General features: G+C 72.2%; 18 protein-coding genes. 12 read left to right on the top strand and 6 right to left on the bottom strand.

What is annotated here, in order from left to right; translation table 11 throughout:
• The first annotated feature begins 34 nt into the window (after positions 1-34).
• From ACNAW0_RS19765 to ACNAW0_RS19755, 3 genes are all read left to right on the top strand, one after another.
• Positions 35-955, top strand: a complete 921-nt coding sequence (locus ACNAW0_RS19765; RefSeq protein WP_416289403.1) for a hydroxymethylglutaryl-CoA lyase — start codon at positions 35-37, stop codon at positions 953-955.
• Between the two features lie 298 nt (positions 956-1,253).
• Entirely contained in the window at positions 1,254-2,822 is a 1,569-nt protein-coding gene (locus ACNAW0_RS19760) for an acyl-CoA carboxylase subunit beta (RefSeq protein WP_416289402.1), read from the top strand.
• An 80-nt stretch (positions 2,823-2,902) separates the two neighbouring features.
• The gene (locus ACNAW0_RS19755; protein WP_416289401.1) at positions 2,903-4,051 is read left to right on the top strand and encodes an acyl-CoA dehydrogenase family protein; all 1,149 of its coding nucleotides are present in this window, start codon (positions 2,903-2,905) and stop codon (positions 4,049-4,051) included.
• 52 nt (positions 4,052-4,103) lie between these two features.
• On the opposite strand, the gene ACNAW0_RS19750 is transcribed toward ACNAW0_RS19755, so the two are convergent.
• Complete coding sequence (locus ACNAW0_RS19750) at positions 4,104-5,579, bottom strand: hypothetical protein (protein WP_416289400.1); 1,476 nt, start codon at positions 5,577-5,579, stop codon at positions 4,104-4,106.
• 156 nt (positions 5,580-5,735) lie between these two features.
• Between ACNAW0_RS19750 and ACNAW0_RS19745 the strand changes: the two genes are divergently transcribed.
• On the top strand, positions 5,736-8,393 hold the full coding sequence (locus ACNAW0_RS19745; protein WP_416289399.1) for an ATP-binding protein: 2,658 nt from the start codon (positions 5,736-5,738) through the stop codon (positions 8,391-8,393).
• Positions 8,394-8,742: 349 nt separating this feature from the next.
• On the opposite strand, the gene ACNAW0_RS19740 is transcribed toward ACNAW0_RS19745, so the two are convergent.
• On the bottom strand, positions 8,743-9,252 hold the full coding sequence (locus ACNAW0_RS19740; RefSeq protein ID WP_416289398.1) for a MarR family winged helix-turn-helix transcriptional regulator: 510 nt from the start codon (positions 9,250-9,252) through the stop codon (positions 8,743-8,745).
• A gap of 100 nt (positions 9,253-9,352) precedes the next feature.
• On the opposite strand from ACNAW0_RS19740, the gene ACNAW0_RS19735 reads away from it, so the two are divergent.
• Both ACNAW0_RS19735 and ACNAW0_RS19730 read left to right on the top strand, forming a co-directional pair.
• Positions 9,353-9,934 carry a YceI family protein gene (locus tag ACNAW0_RS19735; RefSeq protein ID WP_416289397.1) on the top strand — a complete coding sequence of 194 codons (582 nt, stop codon included), beginning with the start codon at positions 9,353-9,355 and terminating at the stop codon, positions 9,932-9,934.
• A gap of 245 nt (positions 9,935-10,179) precedes the next feature.
• A complete protein-coding gene (locus tag ACNAW0_RS19730) occupies positions 10,180-11,658 on the top strand; it encodes a glutamate--cysteine ligase (protein ID WP_416289396.1) in 1,479 nt (492 codons plus the stop codon).
• 65 nt (positions 11,659-11,723) lie between these two features.
• On the opposite strand, the gene ACNAW0_RS19725 is transcribed toward ACNAW0_RS19730, so the two are convergent.
• Positions 11,724-13,001, bottom strand: coding sequence for a hypothetical protein (locus ACNAW0_RS19725; RefSeq protein WP_416289395.1), 1,278 nt, complete (start codon positions 12,999-13,001; stop codon positions 11,724-11,726).
• Positions 13,002-13,095: 94 nt separating this feature from the next.
• Between ACNAW0_RS19725 and ACNAW0_RS19720 the strand changes: the two genes are divergently transcribed.
• Positions 13,096-13,788, top strand: coding sequence for a PASTA domain-containing protein (locus tag ACNAW0_RS19720; protein ID WP_416289394.1), 693 nt, complete (start codon positions 13,096-13,098; stop codon positions 13,786-13,788).
• Between the two features lie 100 nt (positions 13,789-13,888).
• Complete coding sequence (locus tag ACNAW0_RS19715; protein WP_416289393.1) at positions 13,889-14,581, top strand: PASTA domain-containing protein; 693 nt, start codon at positions 13,889-13,891, stop codon at positions 14,579-14,581.
• 3 nt (positions 14,582-14,584) lie between these two features.
• On the opposite strand, the gene ACNAW0_RS19710 is transcribed toward ACNAW0_RS19715, so the two are convergent.
• Positions 14,585-15,019 carry a hypothetical protein gene (locus ACNAW0_RS19710; RefSeq protein ID WP_416289392.1) on the bottom strand — a complete coding sequence of 145 codons (435 nt, stop codon included), beginning with the start codon at positions 15,017-15,019 and terminating at the stop codon, positions 14,585-14,587.
• 100 nt (positions 15,020-15,119) lie between these two features.
• The gene (locus ACNAW0_RS19705; RefSeq protein ID WP_416289391.1) at positions 15,120-15,404 is read right to left on the bottom strand and encodes a hypothetical protein; all 285 of its coding nucleotides are present in this window, start codon (positions 15,402-15,404) and stop codon (positions 15,120-15,122) included.
• A 628-nt stretch (positions 15,405-16,032) separates the two neighbouring features.
• Between ACNAW0_RS19705 and ACNAW0_RS19700 the strand changes: the two genes are divergently transcribed.
• From ACNAW0_RS19700 to ACNAW0_RS19690, 3 genes are all read left to right on the top strand, one after another.
• Positions 16,033-16,914 (top strand): helix-turn-helix domain-containing protein, encoded by an 882-nt coding sequence (locus tag ACNAW0_RS19700; RefSeq protein WP_416289390.1) that lies wholly within the window; start codon positions 16,033-16,035, stop codon positions 16,912-16,914.
• Positions 16,884-17,105: a DUF397 domain-containing protein gene (locus ACNAW0_RS19695; protein ID WP_416289389.1), complete on the top strand. Its 222-nt coding sequence runs from the start codon at positions 16,884-16,886 to the stop codon at positions 17,103-17,105. The genes ACNAW0_RS19700 and ACNAW0_RS19695 overlap by 31 nt, the downstream gene beginning before the upstream one ends.
• Before the next feature lie 160 nt (positions 17,106-17,265).
• Positions 17,266-17,667, top strand: a complete 402-nt coding sequence (locus ACNAW0_RS19690; RefSeq protein WP_416289388.1) for a hypothetical protein — start codon at positions 17,266-17,268, stop codon at positions 17,665-17,667.
• Here ACNAW0_RS19690 and ACNAW0_RS19685 read toward each other — a convergent pair.
• Complete coding sequence (locus ACNAW0_RS19685; protein ID WP_416289387.1) at positions 17,635-18,324, bottom strand: hypothetical protein; 690 nt, start codon at positions 18,322-18,324, stop codon at positions 17,635-17,637. The genes ACNAW0_RS19690 and ACNAW0_RS19685 overlap by 33 nt on opposite strands.
• A 216-nt stretch (positions 18,325-18,540) precedes the next feature.
• On the opposite strand from ACNAW0_RS19685, the gene ACNAW0_RS19680 reads away from it, so the two are divergent.
• A partial coding sequence (locus ACNAW0_RS19680; protein ID WP_416289386.1) for a S8 family peptidase occupies positions 18,541-20,100 on the top strand: 1,560 nt, incomplete at its 3' end.

Here is a 20,100-nt window from a genome sequence, read left to right as displayed (position 1 = left end):
ATCACGTACGACCGTCACAGTGAGGTGACCCCTTATGGCGGAACTGCCGGACTTCGTCTCCATCCGGGAGGTCGGGCCCCGGGACGGGCTGCAGAACGAGGAGCCGATCCCGACCGAGGCCAAGGTGCGCCTGCTCGACGCGCTCTCCGGCACGGGCGTCAAGCGGATCGAGGCGGTCTCCTTCGTGCACCCGAAGGCGATTCCGCAGATGGCCGACGCCGACGAGGTGTGGCAGCGGGCCGTCAAGGCCGACGGGGTGCGCTACTCCGCCCTGGTGCCGAACACCCGAGGCGCGCGGCGCGCCCTGGCCGCCGGCTTCACCGAGGTCGAGGTGGTGGTCTCGGCCAGCGACACGCACAACCGGCGCAACGTCAACCGCACGACGGACGAGTCGCTGGACGACATCGCCGAGCTGATCGACCTGCTGCACGGCGCCGGAGCCCGGGCTGAGGTGATCATCGCGACCAGCTTCGGCTGCCCGTACGAGGGGGACGTTGACCCGCAGCGGGTCGCCGGCATCGTCGACCGCGTCGTCCTCGACGGCGCCGACCGGGTGGCCTTCGGCGACACCACCGGCATGGGTACGCCCCGGCGGGTCCGCGAGCTGATCACCGCGGTACGCGACCGCAACGCGCACATCCCGGTGCTGCTGCACTTCCACAACACCCGGGGCACCGCCCTGGCGAACCTGCTGACCGCCCTGGAGTTGGGCGTCACCGAGTTCGACGCCAGCGTCGGCGGCCTCGGCGGCTGCCCGTACGCCCCGGGGGCCAGCGGCAACCTGGCCACCGAGGAGGCCGTGCACATGCTGCACGACATGGGCATCGACACCGGCATCGACCTGGACGCCCTGATCGAGGTCGCCGAGCTGGCCGAGAACCTGGTGGGCAAGAAGCTCCCGAGCGGCGTCCTCCGCGCCGGCCCGCGCACCCGCCTCACCCCCCTCCCCTCCTGACCGTCCCAAGCTCGGCCGGGCGAGCGGAGCTGCCCGGACCAGATGAGGCATACGGCTCGCAAGCGTGATGTCTGACAGACGTATTCATGTCTCTGGGACATCACGTTTGCGCAGGTTTTTGGGGCGGGTGACCTCACGGAGGCGCCATCCTCGCCGTGCCGCGGCGCTGACGTCCGACCGCTGCTGGCAGCCAGGGTGGGTGCGGGTCGGCTCGCCGGAGCGGGCAACGGTGCGCTAGCCTAACGATCGTTCAGGTCGGTGGGCGCGCTCACGAGGCGCGGGTGGCGAGGGAGTCGGCGTGACGCTCGACGGTGAGGCTCTGGAGCAGCTGCGCAAGCGCGCCAAGGCCGGTGGTGCGGACAAGTACCACGCGGCGAACGCCGCCAAGGGCAAGCTCTTCGCCCGCGAGCGGGTCGCCCTCCTGGTTGACGAGGGCTCCTTCGTCGAGGACGGCTTGTTTGCCAACGCCTGCGGCGGCAAACCGGCCGGCTCAGCCGCCAACACGACCGCTGATGGGCTACCCGCCGACGGCGTGGTCACGGGTACGGCCACCATCGGCGGCCGTCCGGTCTGCCTGATGGCGAACGACTCCACGGTCAAGGCCGGCAGCTGGGGCGCGCGTACCGTCGAGAAGATCATCCGGATCATCGAGCGGGCGTACTCGACCGGCGTGCCGATGGTCTACCTGGTCGACTCGGCCGGGGCCCGGATCACCGACCAGGTCGAACTGTTCCCCGGCCGGCGCGGCGCCGGGAAGATCTTCTGGAACCAGGTACGCGCCTCCGGCTCGATCCCGCAGGTCTGCGCGCTGTTCGGGCCCAGCGCGGCCGGCGGGGCGTATATCCCGGCGTTCTGCGACGTGGTCGCCATGGTGGACGGCAACGCCAGCATGTACCTCGGCTCCGACCGGATGGTCGAGATGGTCACCGGCGAGAAGACCACGCTGGAGGCGATGGGCGGGGCCAAGGTGCACTGCGCCGAGTCCGGCGTCGGGCACTTCCTCTGCAAGACCGAGGCCGAGGCGCTCGACGTGGTCAAGCGCTACCTGTCGTACCTGCCGGCGAACTGGCAGCAGGACCCGCCGAAGGCCGAGCCGGTGGCGGCCTCCGGGAAGGCCGATCTGGCCGCGCTGGTCCCGGCCAGCGAGCGGCAGGCGTTCGACATGCGCCGGTACGTCAAGGGCCTGCTCGACGAGGACAGCTTCTTCGAGATCCAGGCGCTCTGGGCCAAGGAGCTGACCATCGGCTTCGGCCGGCTGAACGGCGAGGTCGTCGGCGTGGTCGGCAACAACTCGATGTTCAAGGGCGGGGTGCTCTTCGTCGACTCGGCCGACAAGGCGACCCGCTTCGTGCAGCTCTGCGACGCGTTCAACGTGCCGCTGCTGTTCCTCTCCGACGTGCCCGGCTTCATGGTTGGCAGCGCGGTGGAGAAGCAGGGCATCATCCGGCACGGCGCCAAGATGATCACCGCGATCTCCGAGGCGACCGTACCCAAGATCTGCGTGGTGGTCCGCAAGGCGTACGGTGCCGGCCTCTACGCGATGGCCGGCCCGGGCTTCGAGCCGGACGCGACGATCGCGCTGCCCACCGCCAAGATCGCGGTGATGGGCGCGGAGGCCGCGGTCAACGCGGTGTACGCCAACAAGATCGCCGCGATCGAGGACGAGGCCGAGCGGGCAGCCTTCGTCACCGCGAAGCGCGAGGAGTACGAGCGGGACATCGACATCGTCCGGCTCGCCAGCGAGCTAGTGGTGGACGCGATCGTCGAACCGCACGAGCTGCGCGCCGAGCTGATCCGCCGGCTCGCGGCCGCGCGCGGCAAGGAGCGGCACTTTTCCCGGCGCCGGCACGGCGTCACCCCGGTCTGACCCGGCCGCGACCCGGCCGAGTCAGCGATTCCGTCCCGGCGTCACGAGCGCCCGGCGGCCCATCCACACAGGAGGATCAGATGGACTTCCGGCTCAGCGAGGAACAAGAGGCGCTGCGGGAGAGCGTGCGGGACTTCGCCCGTGAGGTGGTGGCGCCGGCCATCGCCGAGCACTACGAGCAGCACACCTTCCCGTACGAGATCGTCCGGCAGATGGGCAAGATGGGCCTGTTCGGCCTGCCCTTCCCCGAGGAGCACGGCGGCATGGGTGGCGACTACTTCGCGCTCTGTCTGGCCTTGGAGGAGCTGGCCCGGGTCGACTCGAGCGTGGCGATCACCCTGGAGGCGGCGGTTTCCCTCGGCGCGATGCCGATCTACCGGTTCGGCACGGACGAGCAGAAGGTGCTGTGGCTGCCAAAGCTGCTCAGCGGCGAGGCGCTCGCCGCCTTCGGGCTGACCGAGCCGGGCACCGGCTCGGATGCCGGCGGCACCCAGACGAGGGCGGTCCTGGACGGCGACGAGTGGGTGATCAACGGCTCGAAGGCGTTCATCACCAACTCGGGCACCGACATCACCACGCTGGTCACCGTCACCGCGGTCACCGGAACCAAGCCGGACGGCTCGAAGGAGCTGTCCACCATCATCGTCCCGTCGGGTACGCCCGGCTTCACCGTCGCGCCCGGCTACTCCAAGGTCGGCTGGACCGCCTCGGACACCCACGAGCTGATCTTCGACGACTGCCGGGTGCCGGCGGCCAACCTGCTCGGCGAGCGCGGCCGGGGCTTCGCCCAGTTCCTGCGCATCCTCGACGAGGGGCGGATCGCCATCGCCGCCCTGGCCGTCGGCCTCGCCCAGGGCTGCGTCGACGAGTCGATCAAGTACGCGAAGGAGCGCCAGGCGTTCGGCCAGCCGATCGGCAACTACCAGGCGATCCAGTTCAAGATCGCGGACATGGAGCTGAAGGCGCACACTGCCCGGCTGGCGTACTACGACGCCGCCGCGCGGATGATGGCCGGCGAGCCGTTCAAGCGGCAGGCCGCCATCGCCAAGCTGCACGCCAGCACCATCGCGGTGGACAACGCCCGCGAGGCCACCCAGATCCACGGCGGCTACGGCTTCATGAACGAGTACCCGGTGGCCCGCTTCTGGCGGGACTCGAAGATCCTGGAGATCGGCGAGGGCACCAGCGAGGTGCAGCGCATGGTCATCGCCCGCGATCTCGGCGTGTGAGGGGCCGCCGGCCAACCCGGTCAGTCTGGTGGCGGTGAGTTTCCGGTGGAACTCACCGCCCCGGTGCCGACAGCCAGTCCCGCAGGACGGGCGTGACGCCGTTCGCGCGTACCGCGTCGGCGAGCACCGCCCGGACGTCGACGCGCTCGCCGTCGGAACCGACCAGCACTCCGCGTACGGCCGGGTGGTCCAGCCGCCAGCCCCGGTGGAGCAGGTGGTCCTCGACCAGCCAGATCAGGGCGGTGGGTAGGTCGTCGGCCGGCAGACAGTCGTGCGGGTGGTCCTCCAGCTCCTCGACCGGTACGCCCAGTGCCGCGGCCGTCACCTCGGGCAGCCGGGTCCGTACCACCTCGAAGACCTCGACGTCGTCCACGGCCCTCCGATCGAGCACTGCGGCGACGTCAGCGCGTACGGACTTGGCGTCCCGGGCCGCCCGTCGTCGCCACCAGGACGGCGGGCTCTGGTCGTAGGTGCGCCATCGGATGACGCGGGGATAGGGGATGCCGCGTAGCTGGCGGACCATGCGTCGCTGCTCGCGGACGGTCGGCGGGGCCACCGCCATCGGGTCGGCAGCCGCGAGCACGGGCAGCGGGTCCGTACCCAGTGCCCGGATCGGGTCGGCGAGCCCAGGATGCACGGTCGCGAGCACCTCGGCGGCCTCCTCGTCCCAGGTCGTCTCGCCCAGGCCGTAGGCCACGGCCCGGGACCAGCCGTCGTGCACGTCGCTGATCGACGTGTCGGACGGCTGCCACCAGTGCTTCGGGGGCACGCCGGAGTTGTCGAGAAAGCCGTCGTACTCGACCCCGACCGTCTCGGCCAGCGCGAAGGCCCGGGCAGCCACCTCACGGCTGCCGGCCGCGGTCGCGGCCGCCGCATCGGCCTCCTGCTGGACCTGGCCGGCGAACCGGGCCAGGGCGGAGGCCGTGCTCACCGCCACCCCATCGGCCTCCCGCTGGACCTGGCCGGCGAACCGGTCCACGTTCGCCCGCGTCGTCGCCGCCCGCCACGCCAGTTGCCCCTCCTCAGCGGATGCCATCTCGACGCTCTCGGTCCAGAGGTCCCGCAGTCGGGCGAGGAGGCCCGGCCGCCGGTGCCGGAGCAGCGCGAGCTGATAGCCCACCAGGGCGCGCAGCTCGGCTGCGGAGAGGCAGGTGAGCAATGGAAGGCCGATCAGCAGGTGGCGCCGGCCCGCGACAGCGGTGAGCTTGACGGAGGCCTCCGCGGTCATCCAGATCCGGTCGGGCATCGGGGTGCCGAGCCGGGCGGCGGCCGTGGCGACGAGCGCGTGCAGCTCGTGGCGGCCCTCCTCAGTCACCAGCGCGCCCCGGCGACTGAAGCGAACCTGGGTGAGTACGCCGAGGCCGATGACGGCGAACAGTGGCAGGGCGTACGGAACGAGGAGCGCCATGATGGCACCCAAGACCGTCGGCCACAGCACCCCGCTGTTCCGCACGAGCAGCCATCGGGCCTGCCACACGTCGAGGCCGCCGGGCAGTTGGTCGTCTCTGCCGTCCGTCTGCATCACCATCCATCGATGCTGACCGGGTGTCGCACCGTGCTCAAGGTGCGGACGGGCAGTTACCCGCTGCCGGGTCGGGGGATTGTGTCGGATATCCGTGCTGAACGGTCGGTTGGACGACGATCAGCTGTGGAGGGTCGCACCCCGTCCGTACTCTTCGTGCCCATGACCCCGGATCATGATCCTTCGCGGAGCCCGGATGGTCGTACCCTTCTGCCCGATCTGCTTCGTGGGCACCGGCTCGCCGCCGGTCTCACCCAGGCCGAGCTGGCCGGCCGGGCCGGCGTCGGCGTGCGGACCGTTCGTGATCTGGAGCGGGGCCGGTCGGCGCGGCCCCAGCGCACCACCGTCGACCTGCTCGCCGACGCCCTCGGCCTGGCCGGCGATGCCCGGCAGGCATTCCGCGCCGCCGCCCGGCCAGGCCCTTCCGGCCCGCGCCAGGCCGGGCGGCACCACGCCGCCGACGCGCCGCATCCGGCCGGGCGGCACCTGCCGGTCACCGGTTCCGCCACCGCCGGATCCGGTACGCCGATCGCGCTGCCGCAGCCGGTTCCGCTGATCGGCCGCGACCGGGACGTCGCCGAGGTGGTCGGCCTGCTGGGCGCCGAGCATCCGGTGGTGAGCCTGGTCGGCCTGGCCGGCGTCGGTAAGACCGCGCTCGCCCTCACCGTCGCGTACGCGGTGGCCGCCGAGCATCCGGCCGGCGTCGCCGGGGTGCTGGTCGGCGAGGGCTCGGACGCCGTCGACGTGCTGGCCGCCTCGGCGGCGGTGTTCGGCGTGAACCGGCTCGCCGACCTCGCCGGCCGGTTCGCCGGCCGACCGGCGCTGCTGCTGGTGGACGCGGTGGAACGGGCACCCGGGCCGGTGGCGGAGGCGCTGCGGACGCTGGTCGCCACGGTGCCGACGCTGCGGGTGCTGGTGACCGGCCGACGCCCGGTCGGCCTCCCCGGCGAACTGGTCCGGCCGGTCGCGCCGCTCGACGTGCCGCCGGTCGGGGCGGTGCCGGCGGATCCGGCCGAGCTGGCCCGCTGGCCGGCCGCGGCACTGTTCACCGCCCGGCTCGCCCAGGTACGCCGCGAGCCGCCCACCCCGGCCGAGCTGCCGGCGCTCGCCGCGCTGGTCCGTCGCCTCGGCGGCCTGCCGCTGGCCATCGAGTTGATGGCCGCGCGCGGGCGGATCCTCGACGTCACCGAGCTGCTCGACCGGTACGGCGACCGCGTCCTCGATCTCGCCACCGGCGGCCGGCCGGGGTGGGTACCCGCCGAATGTGCGGCGGGCACGGTGACCCTGCGCGAGGCGGTGGCGACCAGCTACCGGCTGCTCGCGCCGGAGGAACGGGCGGCGCTGCGTCGGCTCTCGGCGTTCCGCAACCGCTGGTCGGTGGAGCTGGCCGAGGAGTTGCTCGCCGATGGCGGCCAGCGCCGGGACGCCGTGCCGCTGCTGGACCGGCTGCTCGAACTCGGCCTGCTCAGCGTCCGGGGCAACGGTCCGTTCCGGTTCCGCCTCCTGGACGCGGTACGCGACTTCGCCGCCGAGCAGGCCGTCGGGGCGGGCGAGCTGAGCCGGATCCGGCACCGGCACGCGCTCGTGGTCACCGCGATGGTGGTCCGCGTCGCCCCGAAGCTGGCCGGTGCGGACCTGCCCACCGCGGTGCACCTGCTGGACGAGGCGACCAGCGACATCATCGCGGCCCTGACGCACGCCGCCGCCGACGATCCGGTGACCGCGCTGCGGCTGGCGGCGGCGCTGCCCAGGTGGTGGCGGCTGCGGGGCCGGGATGTCTCCGGACGACGCTGGCTGCGCCGGCTGCTGGTCGACGCGCGTACCGCCGATGCTGATCCGGTACTGCGAGCCTGGGCGCAGCTCGGCGCGGCTCAGCTGGCTGTGGAGCACGATGCCGGCGCGGAGGAACTGGCCGCGGCGCGGGCCGCGTTGGCCATTTTCCGCGACGCCGGGGAGGTGGCGGGGGAATTGTCGACGCGTACGGTGCTCAATGCTTTGTTGCCCGCCGTCGGAAACCACGACGGGGCCCGGCAGCAGGCCGAGGCGGTGCTGGACCTGGCCACCCGACACGGCCGGCTACGCGACATGGCCGTCGCCCAGGCGTATCTGGCCTGGCACGACGTACGAGTGGGTGAGCTGGCCGGGGCGCGGCGTCGACTGGCCGTCGTGGATCGGATCGCCGGCCAGTCCGGGGAGCAGCGGCTACGGGTGCTGGCCCGGGCCGGTCTCGCCGAGGTGACCCGTCTGGAGGGCCGGTACGTCGACGCCGTGGAGCAGGGTCGGCGGGTGGCGGCGGCCCTCGCCGAACTGGGCGACCCGGGGCACCACCGCGGAATGCTCGGCACGGTCGGGCTGGCGCTCGCCCAGGAGGGACGGGCGGATGAGGCGCTGGAGGTGGTCGCCGAGCTGCGGCCGGCCCGGCCGGTGCCCGGGCAGCGTCCGCCCTCCGTCGGGGAGAGCGCGGACCAGCCCGGCGCGGGGTCCGCCGGGGAGTGCGCGGATCCGCTCGGTGTCGGGGAGGCCAACCGGTCGGAGGACGCGGTCTGCGCACTGATCGAGGGGCATCTCGCCCTGCACCGGGGTGACCGTGATCTGGCGGCCGAGTGGTACGCCGCGGCGGCGGAGGCGGCGGCCGATGGCCGGAACCGGCGCGACGTGATCGAGGCGCTGGTGGGACTGGCGGCGAGCACGGCCGACCTGGCCGTGCTGGACCGGCTCGACCGGGCGCGGCGGTCCAGCGGGATCAGGCTGCTGCCCCGGGAGGAGGCCCTGCTCCACGAGCTGGCGGCCCGCCCAGGGCGGCGCAGCCGGCAGGGCTGACCCGTTCGGGATGACGCCGCGGGCGGCGGCCCGCCCGGCGCGTCGCGGAGGTGATGAAGAGAACGGGGGTGGCGCGAGCGAAGTAGCCCCCTGGTTCTGCCCCTCGCTCATCGCTCGCGCCAGCACCCCCCGGTGCTCCCCCGCTTGCCGAGAAGCCTATCCCCGGAGCATGGCTGATCCGTGCGACTTTGTAGGGTTTTGCCCTGGGTATCCGCTGGTTCTGCCGGTCTTTCTGCCGGTGCCCGCCGAGTGTGCCCGGGCGGGTCGGGGTGCGGCCGGGCGGATCGGGTGTGGCTGGCGGGTCGGGTGTGGCTGGCGGGTCGGGCGTACCCGGGCCGGCCGGTGTGCCTCAGCAGCCGGCCGCGGCGGGCTCGTCGGTCGGGGTGGGGCTCGTGCTTCCGGCGGTCGCGCCCGGATGGACCGCGTCGCGGACCCGGCGTAGGCCGTCGAGGAGGGCCTCCAGGGCTGCCGGGTCGAGCTGGCCGGTGAACCACTGTTCGATGATCCGCAGGTGCCCCGGCAGGGCCTCGTCCAGCCGGGTCAGGCCGGCGGCGGTCACCACCGCGTAGGAGCTGCGCCGGTCGGAGGGGCAGGCCCGGCGGCTGAGCAGGCCGTCGCGCTCCATCCGGTCGACGACCCGGGTCACTCCGCTGGTGGAGAGGGACGTCTGGGCGGCGAGATCGGTCATCCGCAGCTGATTGCCGGGCGAGCGGGCGAGTCGGGTGAGCACCTCGAACTCGACCGAGGAGAGGCCGTGCTCCTCGAGCTGGGCGGCGAACCGGGCCGACAGCCCGGCGTGCACCTCGACGAGGAGGCCGACGGCGGTGATCCGGGGGTCGTTGAACACGTTCTGGTTCACGCCACCATCCTAGCAGTACTTGACACGAGGAATATTGCCGGCGCTATAGTTGCTCTATCAGTCGTTGGGCTAATAAACAATCTCCCTGGAGGACAGCACCATGACCAGCAGTACCGAAGCGGTTACCCGTGAGTGGGACGGCCTCACCATCCCGGCTGCCGGCACGTACCAGCTGGACGCGGCTCACAAGCGGGTCGGGTTCGTCGCGCGGCACATGATGGTCAGCAAGGTGCGCGGTGAGTTCGGCGAGGCGACCGCCACGATCACCGTCGCGGAGGACCCGATGCGGTCCTCGGTGTCCGCCACCATCCAGGCGGCGAGCATCAACACCAGCCAGACCGACCGCGACGCGCACCTGCGCAGCGGCGACTTCCTCGACGCCGAGAAGTTCCCGACGCTGGAGTTCCGCAGCACCGGCGTGAAGTCCCGCGACGGCAACGAGTTCGTCCTCACCGGCGAGCTGACCATCAAGGACGTCACCCGCCCGGTCGAGCTCGAGGTCGAGTTCGAGGGCGTCGGCCGCAGCCCGTACGGCCAGGACATCTTCGGTTTCTCCGCGAGCACCGAGATCGACCGTGAGGAGTTCGGCCTGACCTGGAACGTCGCCCTGGAGACCGGTGGCGTCGTGGTCGGCAAGAAGATCAAGATCGAGATCGAGGGCGAGGCCATCCGCCAGGCCTGATCGCCCCGTACGGCCCCACGGGCCCGCGCCATCGACGGCGCGGGCCCGTTCGTTGTACGTGGATCGGGTGCGATCCGTCACATTCCGATCTCAGCCGGACCGGGGTGCGACGCGAGCCGACCGGGTAGGAATGCGGACCTGCCCCTTGGCCCCTGGTACCGGTGGCCCGGGCGCACCTAACGTGAATGGTTCACAACGCGTTCCGGAACGGTACGCTTCCGGGACGCCTCGGGCCGGGAGGACACATGGGCAGGGATGTCGACCAGACCGCCTTCTCCCGGGAGGACCGGGTCCGCTACCGGCACAAGGTCCGGCGATGCCTGGACGTCTTCGCGCTGATGCTGGACGACTTCGGCTTCGACGCCGACCGCCCGATGACCGGGCTTGAGATCGAGCTGAACCTGGTCGACTCCGCAGCCGAGCCGGCCATGCGCAACGAGAAGATCCTCGCCGACATCGCGGACCCGCTCTTCCAGACCGAACTGGGCCAGTTCAACCTGGAGCTGAACACCCCGCCCCGGCTCATCGAGGGCACCGGCTTCGGCGACTACGAGCGGGACCTGCGCAACAGCCTCGCCCGTGCCGACGACCTGGCCGCCAGGTCGGACGCCAAGATCGTGTTGGTCGGCATTCTGCCCACCCTCACCGAACGGCACCTCGTCGCCGACAACCTCTCCACCAACGAGCGCTACCGGGTGCTCAACGACCAGATCGTCGGTGCCCGCGGTGAGGACATCGAGCTGGACATCCGCGGCGTCGAGCGGCTCCAGACGCACACCGACTCGATCGCCCCGGAGGCCGCCTGCACCAGCCTCCAGTTCCACCTGCAGGTCGCGCCGGACAGCTTCGCCGACTATTGGAACGCCTCCCAGGCGATCGCCGGCCCTCAGGTCGCGGTGGGCGCGAACTCGCCGTTCCTCTACGGCCGGCAACTCTGGGCGGAGACCCGGATCGCCCTCTTCCAGCAGGCCACCGACACCCGACCGGACGAGCTCAAGACCCAGGGCGTACGCCCCCGGGTGTGGTTCGGGGAACGCTGGATCACGTCGATATTCGACCTGTTCGAGGAGAACGTCCGCTACTTCCCGCCGCTGCTGCCGATCGTCGAGGACGAGGACCCGGTGGAGGTGCTGCACGCCGGCGGGGTGCCCAAGCTGGCCGAGCTGCGGCTGCACAACGGCACGGTCTACCGCTGGAACCGGCCGGTCTACGACATCATGAACGGCCGCCCGCACCTGCGCGTGGAGAACCGGGTGCTGCCGGCCGGGCCGACAGTGGTCGACATGCTGGCCAACGGCGCCTTCTACTTCGGGCTAGCCCGGGCCCTCGCCGAGGCGGACCGCCCCATCTGGAGCCAGCTCACCTTCAGCTCGGCCGAGGAGAACTTCCACGCCGCCGCCCGGCGAGGCATGGACGCCGTACTGCACTGGCCGCGGCTCGGCGAGGTGCCGGTGACCAGGCTCGTGCTCGACGTGCTCCTGCCCAAGGCCGCGCAGGGGCTGGACGGGTTCGGCGTCGCTCCGGCCGTGCGGGACCGCCTTCTCGGCGTCATCGAGCAGCGCTGCCGTACCGGCCGTAATGGTGCCGCCTGGCAGACCGAGGCGGTGTGGGCGGCCGAGCGGCACCGGGGCATGGACCGGGTGGCCGCCCTGCACCACGTGCTCCAGCGCTATGCGGAGCTCCAGCGCGGCAACGAACCCGTGCACACCTGGCCGATCGACTGACCGTCGAGGGGCGCGCACTGCGTTGCCGAGGGGCGGCGGGCAGCCGCAGTGGTCGTCGCTCCGGGTCAGCGGCTGCGGCGTTGCCCCTTTGTCGTACGCCCGCCGTCGCCCGGGTCGCCGGTCGTGGCGGAGCCCTGCGTCGAGGCTTTCTTCGTCTCCTGGACCGGCTTCCGTTTCGGCGTGTCCGTACCCGCGACGGCCAGCGCGGCCGACCCACCGGCGGATGTGGCGGGCTGCCCCGCGTCCGCCGTCCCGTCGACGGCCGGGCGGCCGCCCTTGCCCGTGGCGGGGCCCGGCTCGCCGGTGCGCTGGCGGGGCAGGGACATCCCGGCTTTGGCGCCGCGCTGGCGGGGCAGGGACACCCCGGTTTCGGCGTCGCGCTGGCGGGGCCGGGACACCCCGGTTTCGGCGTCGCGCTGCTTGCCATGTTCATCCGGGTCGGCGGCGTCCTCGCGAGCCGCGGCCCGGTGTTCGGTCCGCTGGGCCAGCGCGGCCACCAGAACCGAGCCCCCGACCCCGGCGATCACCGCGTACGGGGCGATCAGGTGGGCCGACAGCTGCTCGGCGGCGACCGCCCCGAGCCTCGGCACGGCCAGTAGGTACGCGAGCCCGACGAGGAGCGGTCCGGCCGCCCCGGAGGTCGCCGTCCCGACCCGCCCCGCCAGCTCCGGGGACGTACGCCGGGCCGCCAGCGCGCCGATCACCAGGGCGGAGCCCAGGGAGAGCAGTGCCCCGGGCCAGTAGAAGTCGTCCCGGATCCAGAACAGCCCGCTGTCCGCGCTGATCTGCCAGATGCCGAGCTGGGCGGTGGTCAGCCCGCGCCCGGAGAGCACCCCGTCGACCACCGACACCACCGCGAGCAGCCAGAGCCAGCCGGTGGTGGCGACGAGGTTGGCGGCGACCGCCCGGGTGTGCAGCGCCCACATCGCCAGAAGCAGCCCGATCAGCAGCCCGACGGCGGCGTACCCGGCGGCGACGGTCTGCGGCGCGGCCATGTCCGGCACCCGCGCCGAACGGGCCGGCACGGCGACCAGCAGTACGGTGATCAGCGCGCCGACCGTGGCGCCGACCGCGAGGCCGAGTTTCCGCAGGGTGCCGTCCGGCTCCTCGTCGTCCCCGCCCCGCAGCCAGTGGGCGCAGACCGCGCCGGCGACCACCGAGGTGGCGGAGATCCAGGTGGCCCAGGCAAGGCTCGCCACCCAGGCGTCCTCCACCCGAACGGTGCCGGTCGGCGTCCAGTTGATGATGCCCAGCCCGTAGCCGACGCCCAGCTGTGCGGCCCCCGTACCGGCGGCGACGCCGAGCGCGGCGGCGGTCGATGCTCCCCAGCCCTGTCTGGCCATGCCGGGCAGCGTAACGTCCCATGGTCGGCGCGGCGAGTCGGGCGAGAGCGGCCCGCCGTGCGACGGGGCTGGGCGGCGCCGGATACGGTCGCCGATGACTGAGGCGGTGGCGGCGATGACGGACGACGGGTACCGGAACCGGCAGCCCGAGGTACGCGACGACCGGGGGCCGGACCGGACGAGACTGTTCGTCGGTGGCGGCCTCGCAACGGTCCTGCTGGCGGTGATCGGGGCGAGCGGCGGCTGGATCCTCGCCGGCGAGGCGAAGTCGACCACCCCGGCCGCCGGCGTCACCAGCCAGCCACAGCCGAGCGGCTCGCCGACCGGCACGCCGCGGCAGCGTCCGACCGGAACGCGGACCACGACCGCGGCCGGGCTGACCGTTCCGGAGCTGGTGGGCACCGACTTCGAGCAGGCCCGGCAGGAACTGCGGGACCGCAAGCTCGGCTGGCACCTCGTCTTCGGCACCGGCTCGGGCCGGAGCGTCCAGCGCACCTCCCCCGAGTCCGGTACGCCGGTGCGTCGCGGCGCCACCGTCACGCTCTGGGTCGCCGGCCGGGCGCCGGCCGTCTCCGTACCGGACCTCCTCGCGCAGAAGTGCGGCGACGCCGCCGACGACCTGGTCGCGGCGGGGCTCTACCCGCGCTACCGGACTGGCCGTCAGGGTCCGGTCGCGGCCCAGGACCCGGTCCCCGGCGCGATGGCCAAATGGAACGACCAGGTCGTCCTGACCTGCGGCGACCAGCCGCCGGCGGCTCCGGAGGCCGCGCCGTCCACGACGCCGTGACCGGCGGCTCGCCGCGCTGATACCTGCCGATGGCCTCCTGGCCCGCTACCGTGGACGATCGAGGGCCAGGGTGCCCGTCCCGGTGGGGAGAGGACGTGCCATGAGCGACGACCGCCAGGAGCCACCCGCCGGGGACGCCGACGTCACCCGCCCGCTGCCGCCGGACCCTCCGGACGCCGGGGACACCACCGCACGGCAGCAACCCGCGCCCCAGACCGATCGCCAGCCGGCGTGGTCGGGTCGGGCGGGGGTGCCCCCGCCCCGGCCGGCCGGCCACGACGGGGCCGGCACCGAGTGGTACGCCGAGGAGCAGCCCGATCGTCGCTGGTGGATGCCGATCCTGCTGGGCATCCTCGCCCTGGCGCTGATCGCGCTGATCGGGTTGGGTGTCTGGCTGGCGCTGCGCGCGGCGGAGCGAGACCCCGGGCCGGCTCCCTCACCCTCGCTGGCACCGAGCACCGTCCCGGAAACCAGCGCCGCGCCGACCACCACCGCGCCGAGCAGTTCGCCACCGACCACTCCGCCGACCACGACCGCCAAGGCGTCGATGCCGCCGCTGGTGGGGCTGCCGGAGAGCGTCGCTCGGGCCGTCCTCGACGGGCTGGATGTGCCCTACCGGACAGAGCACCGGACGTCGGACCGGCCGGCCGGGACGGTGATCGAGACCGATCCGGCCGCCGGTGAGCTGATCGGCGGGGACGACCAGGTCACGATCGTGGTGGCTGAGGCCGGAGAGCCGACGCCCGGTGCGAGCACCGCGACGCCCGGCCCGACGGTGACGCCGACCCCCTGACCGTCACCACTGCCGGCGTCTGGTGCCGACCAGGCCGAGCCCGGCCAGCGAGATGCCGAGGCCCAGCAGCCCCGAGTAGAACAGCGATCGGCTGACGTCCGTGGTGTCCCGCGCGCCATCGGCCAGCGCTCCCTCCCCGGCGCCCTCGCCCGCCTGGCCAGGCGGCGCCTTGACCTCATTGCCGAGGGCGTCCGCGCCCGGCGTACCGGCCCAACCCGGTTCCTCCGCCGGGTCGGTGGTGCGCCTGGGCTTCTCCCCGGCCACCGTGATCTCTGGAGCCGGTACCGGCTCGGTCAACTGTTCGGTGGCGGAGAGGGCCGGGTGACGGACCACGAGCACGAGTGCGGTAGCGGTGCCAAGGAGTGCGAGGAGCCCGAAGGCGTAGCCGATAGGGGACCGGTGGTGCCGCCGCGCGGCGGGCAGATTGACCATGACCATCCCAGATTCAGTGGTCCGGGACGCGCGGGGTGGAGACTTTGCCGGGGTGGGCGTACCGATTCTATGGCGGCAGCCCGTCCTCGGCCTGGTAATCGCCGGGTCAGCCGACCCGGACTGGCGTCCGGACGACCGGACGCCGGGGTCGAACGGTGTGTTGACGCGATGCCGGGGCGGTTTGCAGCTGCTGCAGCCCCGCCTGCTGTACGAAGATCGACCGCCGGCTGACCGCGTCCCCCGCCGCGTTCAGCTCGTAGCCGTCGAGCCAGAGCCAACCGTCATAGGTCGGCCAGTCGAGCACCCGGATCACCCGGAATTTGATCGGTCGGAGGAACTGGACACTCGCCGCGCGAGTCACGTGCAGTACGTCACCGGAGCGGGGAAGCACATGGGCTCCTGGAAGATCGGCCGGCGGGCGAGCCGGCGAAGGCTGATCGGGGGACAAATCGGCCCGGTGACGGGGGTCGCGCCTCGTGGACCGGCTGATCAGGTTGTTCGGTGGTGGTCGGGCCGAACCCGCGGTCGCGGGCCGCCACCCGACCAACACCCGACTGCTCCCGGCTACCGCTCCCGCCGCCGCAGCCACACTGGCGTGCAGCGGCGAGGTCTTTATCCCGGGACAGGTTGTGGGCGCGGGACGGCTCCCCTCCCGCCGTCCCACGACCCGTGGGGTCACCACGTCGAGAGATCAAGCGAAGACGGTGAGTAACCCATGCCATACGGACAGAGTGCACCAGGGGCGTGCTTCATGCAAGTTGCATGTCGAATTTTGCCGATACGTGAGCACGACACGTGAACGGAACGCTTGAAGCCTCCGGTGCCGGGGCGGCACACTGGACGCCGGTCATCGCCCGCCGCGGCCGGTCGACGACCAGCACCACCCCCTGCCGCGAACGATCGCCCGCCGTAAGACGGCCGCGCCCACGGCGGGTGTCGAACCGGGCGCGATCGACCGGAGGTAATCGGGTGAGCGCGAGGAGCAGTCATCCCCGTCCGGCAACCCGCGGAGCGGTGCCGTGAGCGAGCGGCGAAGCCCCACCATCCGGCGTCGACGCCTGGGGGCGGAACTCCGCCGCCAGCGGGAGGCCGCCGGCATCACCATCGAGGCGGTCGCCGAGCAGCTGGAATGCTCGGCGTCCAAGATCTCCCGCATCGAGACCGGCCACACCAGTGCCACCCCGCGGGACGTGCGGGACATGCTCCGCATCTACGGGGTGGTCGGCGCCGAGAGCGACGAGCTGGTGCAGATCGCCCGCGAGGCCCGGCAGAAGGGCTGGTGGCATCCGTACAGCACGGTGCTGGTCGGGGCGTACGTGGGGCTGGAGGCGGCGGCCAGCTCGATCCGGGCGTACGAGCAGCAGGTCGTGCCGGGCCTGCTGGAGACCGAGGAGTATGCGAGCGCAATGATCCGGGCCGCCCGGCCCGACTTCAGTGCCGAGCAGGTCGCACAACGTGTCCGTGTCCGGCTCGGCCGTCAGTCGTTGCTGACTCAGAACGATCCGGTCGATCTATGGGTGGTGCTCGATGAGGCGGTGCTGAGCCGGCCGGTTGGCGGTGACGCGGTGATGCGTGACCAGCTCAAGCGACTGGTGGAGGTGGCCGAACTGCCGAACGTGACGTTGCAGGTCCTGCCCTTCGAGGTGGGCGCGCACGCCGGCATGGACGGGACCTTCACGATCCTCAGTTTCCCTGAACCGAGTGATCCCGATGTTGTGTACGCGGAGAACGCCACGGGAGGGCTCTTCCTCGAGAAGAGCGACGAACTGCAGAAGTACAGCTTCATCTTCGATCACATTCGAGCAGCGGCCATACGCCCGGAGGAATCCATCGCTCACATCGCAAAACTGGCAGAGGAGCCGTTGTGGAAATGGCGACCAAGAAGTTCCCCGTGGACCTGACGCAGGCGACCTGGTTCAAGAGCTCGAAGAGCGGGCCGAACTGTGACAACTGCGTGGAGGTCGCGTATGTGACCGGGGCTGTCGGCGTCCGGGATTCGAAGGACAAGACCGGCCCTGCCCTGGTCTTCGCCCCAGGTGATTGGCGCGCTTTCGTCGTCGGTACCCGGGGCGGTGTTTTCGTCCGGGGCTGATCCGGCGACGCCGGATTGTGCGCGTGGTCCCGCCCGGCAGCACGGCCGGGCGGGACCATTTCGTGCACCCCCGGCTGGCCGGCCGCGCCCACCCGTCGCCACTTCCGTTCCGCCTCGTTGAACCGCACAGATCGGCAACCGAACGAGGCAGGCGAGACGGATGACGACGATCGGTTCAGAGAATCTCACCAACGGTCCGGGCAAGCCGGAGCGGTTCGGCGGCAAGTACCGCGGGGCGCGCCGGGACACGGTCCTCACCGAGGTGGTCTCCGCCGACACCGAGACCGGGGGCCGGGAGGCGAACGCCCCGGAGCAGGTCTCGCCGCCGCTCACCCTGCCGTCCCTGGATCCCAATCCGCTCACCGAGCCGTCGTTCCCGCCGGCGGGCTGGCCGTTGGAGCAGGGCGAGTCCCTGGTGGACCATCCGCTGCTGCGTGGCCTGCTGATGGAGCTGCCGCCGAGGGGCAGTGTGCCGCCGCCCGGCTGGCTGGACCGCTGGTTCGAGGCGACCCGCTCGATCCTCGAACTGCTATACGTGCAGGGGACCGGCCGCTCGCGCTGACACCGGGGCCGTCGGCGCCGGTATCGGCACCGGTACCGTCGGCGTCGGTATCGGCACCGGGGCCGTCGGCGTCGGTATCGGTATCGGCACCGGGGCCGTCGGCGGCATCGCCCGCTCGGCGAGCCGGTTGTGCCGCAGCGCGTGGCGTACCCCGATCGCGGTGACGCCGAGCAGGCCGACGGTGATGGCCGGGCCGGCCACGGCCGGCGTCGCCAGCAGGTCGACGCCCGCCGCCGAGACCACCGCCAGCACGACCGCGAGGGCGGTCACCTGGATCGGCAGCCCGATCAGCGGGTGCGCCGCGGCGGCCCGCAGCCCGTGCGGGGCCGGGGTGCCCGGCGCGGTGGCGAAGGCGCTAGCGCCGGCCCGCAACCGGCGTACCCGACGCACCGTGCAGGCCGCGACGAGCAGCGCCGGGGCGGCCGCGAGGGTGAGCCCGGCGGCGGCCAGGTCGACCGCCGTCCGCCCGGCGCTCTGCAGGCCCACGGCCAGGACGGCTGCCGTCAGGACGAGGCCGGCCAGGGTCAGGGCGGACAACCATCCGGTACGCCGACGCAGCGCGCGGGCGCGATCCAGCTTGGGCAGTCCGTCCGCCACGACGCCGGCGGCAGCCCAGACGACGGCGACGGGGAGCAGAACCGCGAGCTGATCGGCCATGCCCTTCAGCCTTGTCCGGCTCGACGTGCAACGACTCCGGGGCGGCACCCGGGTTCGTCCCGTACCTCGCCCCGTAGGGGACATCCCGCCGGCGTTATTGAGCGGGCGACATCTTCCCATCGTCGGCTTCTTGACCTAGCCTCGTATCGATCGGTCAACGTCGATCTGCCTGTTCCTCGCCGGGCGGACACGTGCCGGTCGGAGGGAGGTAGGGAGATGAATCTCCCGCACAGGTCTGTACTCGTCGGCGCGACCGCATTGGCGATGGCCATGGCGGCCAGCCCCGCCCTGGCCGCCGAACCGAGCGGAGTCATCCGGAACGCTGGCGGCGCCACCGCGGTGGCCGACAGCTACATCATCGTCTTGAAGGACAGCGCCGTCGCGCCCAGCCGGGTCACCGAGACCGGGCAGCGGCTGACCACCCGGCACGGTGGTGCCGTCGCCCGTACCTGGAACGCTGCCCTGCGCGGCTTCGAGGTGCGGGTCGGCGCGGCGGCTGCCGCGCGGATCGCCGCCGATGCCGCAGTGGCGTACGTGGAACAGAACCACACGGTGTCGATCGCCGGCACCCAGACGAACCCGCCGTCCTGGGGTCTGGACCGGATCGACCAGCGGAACCTGCCGTTGAGCAGCTCGTACACCTACCCGACCACGGCCTCGAACGTGCGGGCGTACATCATCGACACCGGCATCCGGACCACGCACAGCGACTTCGGTGGGCGGGCCACCTGGGGTACGAACACCGTCGACACCAACAACACCGACTGCAACGGCCACGGCACACACGTCGCCGGCACCGTGGGCGGCTCGTCGTACGGGGTGGCCAAGGGCGTGCAGCTGATCGCGGTCAAGGTGCTCAACTGCGCCGGCAGCGGCACCACCGCCGGGGTCGTCTCGGGCGTCGACTGGGTGACCCGGAACGCGATCAAGCCGGCGGTGGCCAACATGAGCCTCGGCGGCGGCGTGGACACCACGCTCGACACGGCGGTGCGCAACTCGATCAACGCCGGCATCACCTACGGCCTGGCGGCCGGCAACGACAACGGTGCGAACGCCTGCAACACCTCGCCGGCCCGGGTCACCGAGGCGATCACGGTCGGCTCGACGACCAGCACCGACGCCAGGTCGTCGTTCTCCAACATCGGCACCTGCCTGGACATCTTCGCCCCGGGCTCGTCGATCACCTCAGCCTGGAACACCAGCGACACCGCCAGCAACAACATCAGCGGCACGTCGATGGCTACCCCGCACGTGGTCGGCGCGGCGGCGCTGGTGGCAAGCGCCAACCCGTCCTGGACCCCCCAGCAGGTCCGCGACTACCTGGTGAACAACGCGACCAGCAACGTGGTGACCAACCCCGGGACCGGCTCGCCCAACAAGCTGCTCTACGTGGTCAACGGCACGTCGACCAACGACTTCTCCGTGTCGGTGTCGCCGACCTCCGGCTCCACCTCGGCGGGTGGCTCGGTGACGGCCACCGTCAGCACCGCCACCACCAGCGGTTCAGCCCAGTCGGTCAGCCTCTCCGCGAGCGGCCTGCCGACCGGCGCCTCGGCGTCGTTCAGCCCGTCCTCGGTGACCTCCGGTGGCTCGTCCACCCTCACCATCACCACGTCGACCAGCACCCCGGCCGGCACCTACCCGGTGACCATCAGCGGTACGGCGGCGTCGGGCACGAAGACGGCGACGTACACGCTCACCGTGGGCAGCGGTGGTGGTTGCACCGGTGCCGGCCAGAAGCTGGGTAACCCCGGGTTCGAGTCGGGCAACACGGTC

The organism is Micromonospora sp. SL1-18 (assembly GCF_047921505.1).
In the GTDB taxonomy this organism is placed as follows: Bacteria; Actinomycetota; Actinomycetes; order Mycobacteriales; family Micromonosporaceae; genus Micromonospora.
The sequence above is the reverse complement of the archived record's forward strand: the minus strand, read 5'-3'. Positions and strand labels throughout refer to the sequence as shown.

Bases quoted from the DNA above. Each gene is read 5' to 3' on its own strand.
- ACNAW0_RS19685 (WP_416289387.1), bottom strand. From the start codon at position 18,324: ATGGCCGATCAGCTCGCGGTTCTGCTCCCCGTCGCCGTCGTCTGGGCT.
- ACNAW0_RS19725 (WP_416289395.1), bottom strand. From the start codon at position 13,001: ATGGCCAGACAGGGCTGGGGAGCATCGACCGCCGCCGCGCTCGGCGTC.
- ACNAW0_RS19750 (WP_416289400.1), bottom strand. From the start codon at position 5,579: ATGGTGATGCAGACGGACGGCAGAGACGACCAACTGCCCGGCGGCCTC.
- ACNAW0_RS19765 (WP_416289403.1), top strand. From the start codon at position 35: ATGGCGGAACTGCCGGACTTCGTCTCCATCCGGGAGGTCGGGCCCCGG.
- ACNAW0_RS19745 (WP_416289399.1), top strand. From the start codon at position 5,736: ATGACCCCGGATCATGATCCTTCGCGGAGCCCGGATGGTCGTACCCTT.
- ACNAW0_RS19690 (WP_416289388.1), top strand. From the start codon at position 17,266: ATGACGACGATCGGTTCAGAGAATCTCACCAACGGTCCGGGCAAGCCG.
- ACNAW0_RS19755 (WP_416289401.1), top strand. From the start codon at position 2,903: ATGGACTTCCGGCTCAGCGAGGAACAAGAGGCGCTGCGGGAGAGCGTG.
- ACNAW0_RS19695 (WP_416289389.1), top strand. From the start codon at position 16,884: ATGGCGACCAAGAAGTTCCCCGTGGACCTGACGCAGGCGACCTGGTTC.
- ACNAW0_RS19730 (WP_416289396.1), top strand. From the start codon at position 10,180: ATGGGCAGGGATGTCGACCAGACCGCCTTCTCCCGGGAGGACCGGGTC.
- ACNAW0_RS19715 (WP_416289393.1), top strand. From the start codon at position 13,889: ATGAGCGACGACCGCCAGGAGCCACCCGCCGGGGACGCCGACGTCACC.
- ACNAW0_RS19720 (WP_416289394.1), top strand. From the start codon at position 13,096: ATGACTGAGGCGGTGGCGGCGATGACGGACGACGGGTACCGGAACCGG.
- ACNAW0_RS19735 (WP_416289397.1), top strand. From the start codon at position 9,353: ATGACCAGCAGTACCGAAGCGGTTACCCGTGAGTGGGACGGCCTCACC.
- ACNAW0_RS19710 (WP_416289392.1), bottom strand. From the start codon at position 15,019: ATGGTCATGGTCAATCTGCCCGCCGCGCGGCGGCACCACCGGTCCCCT.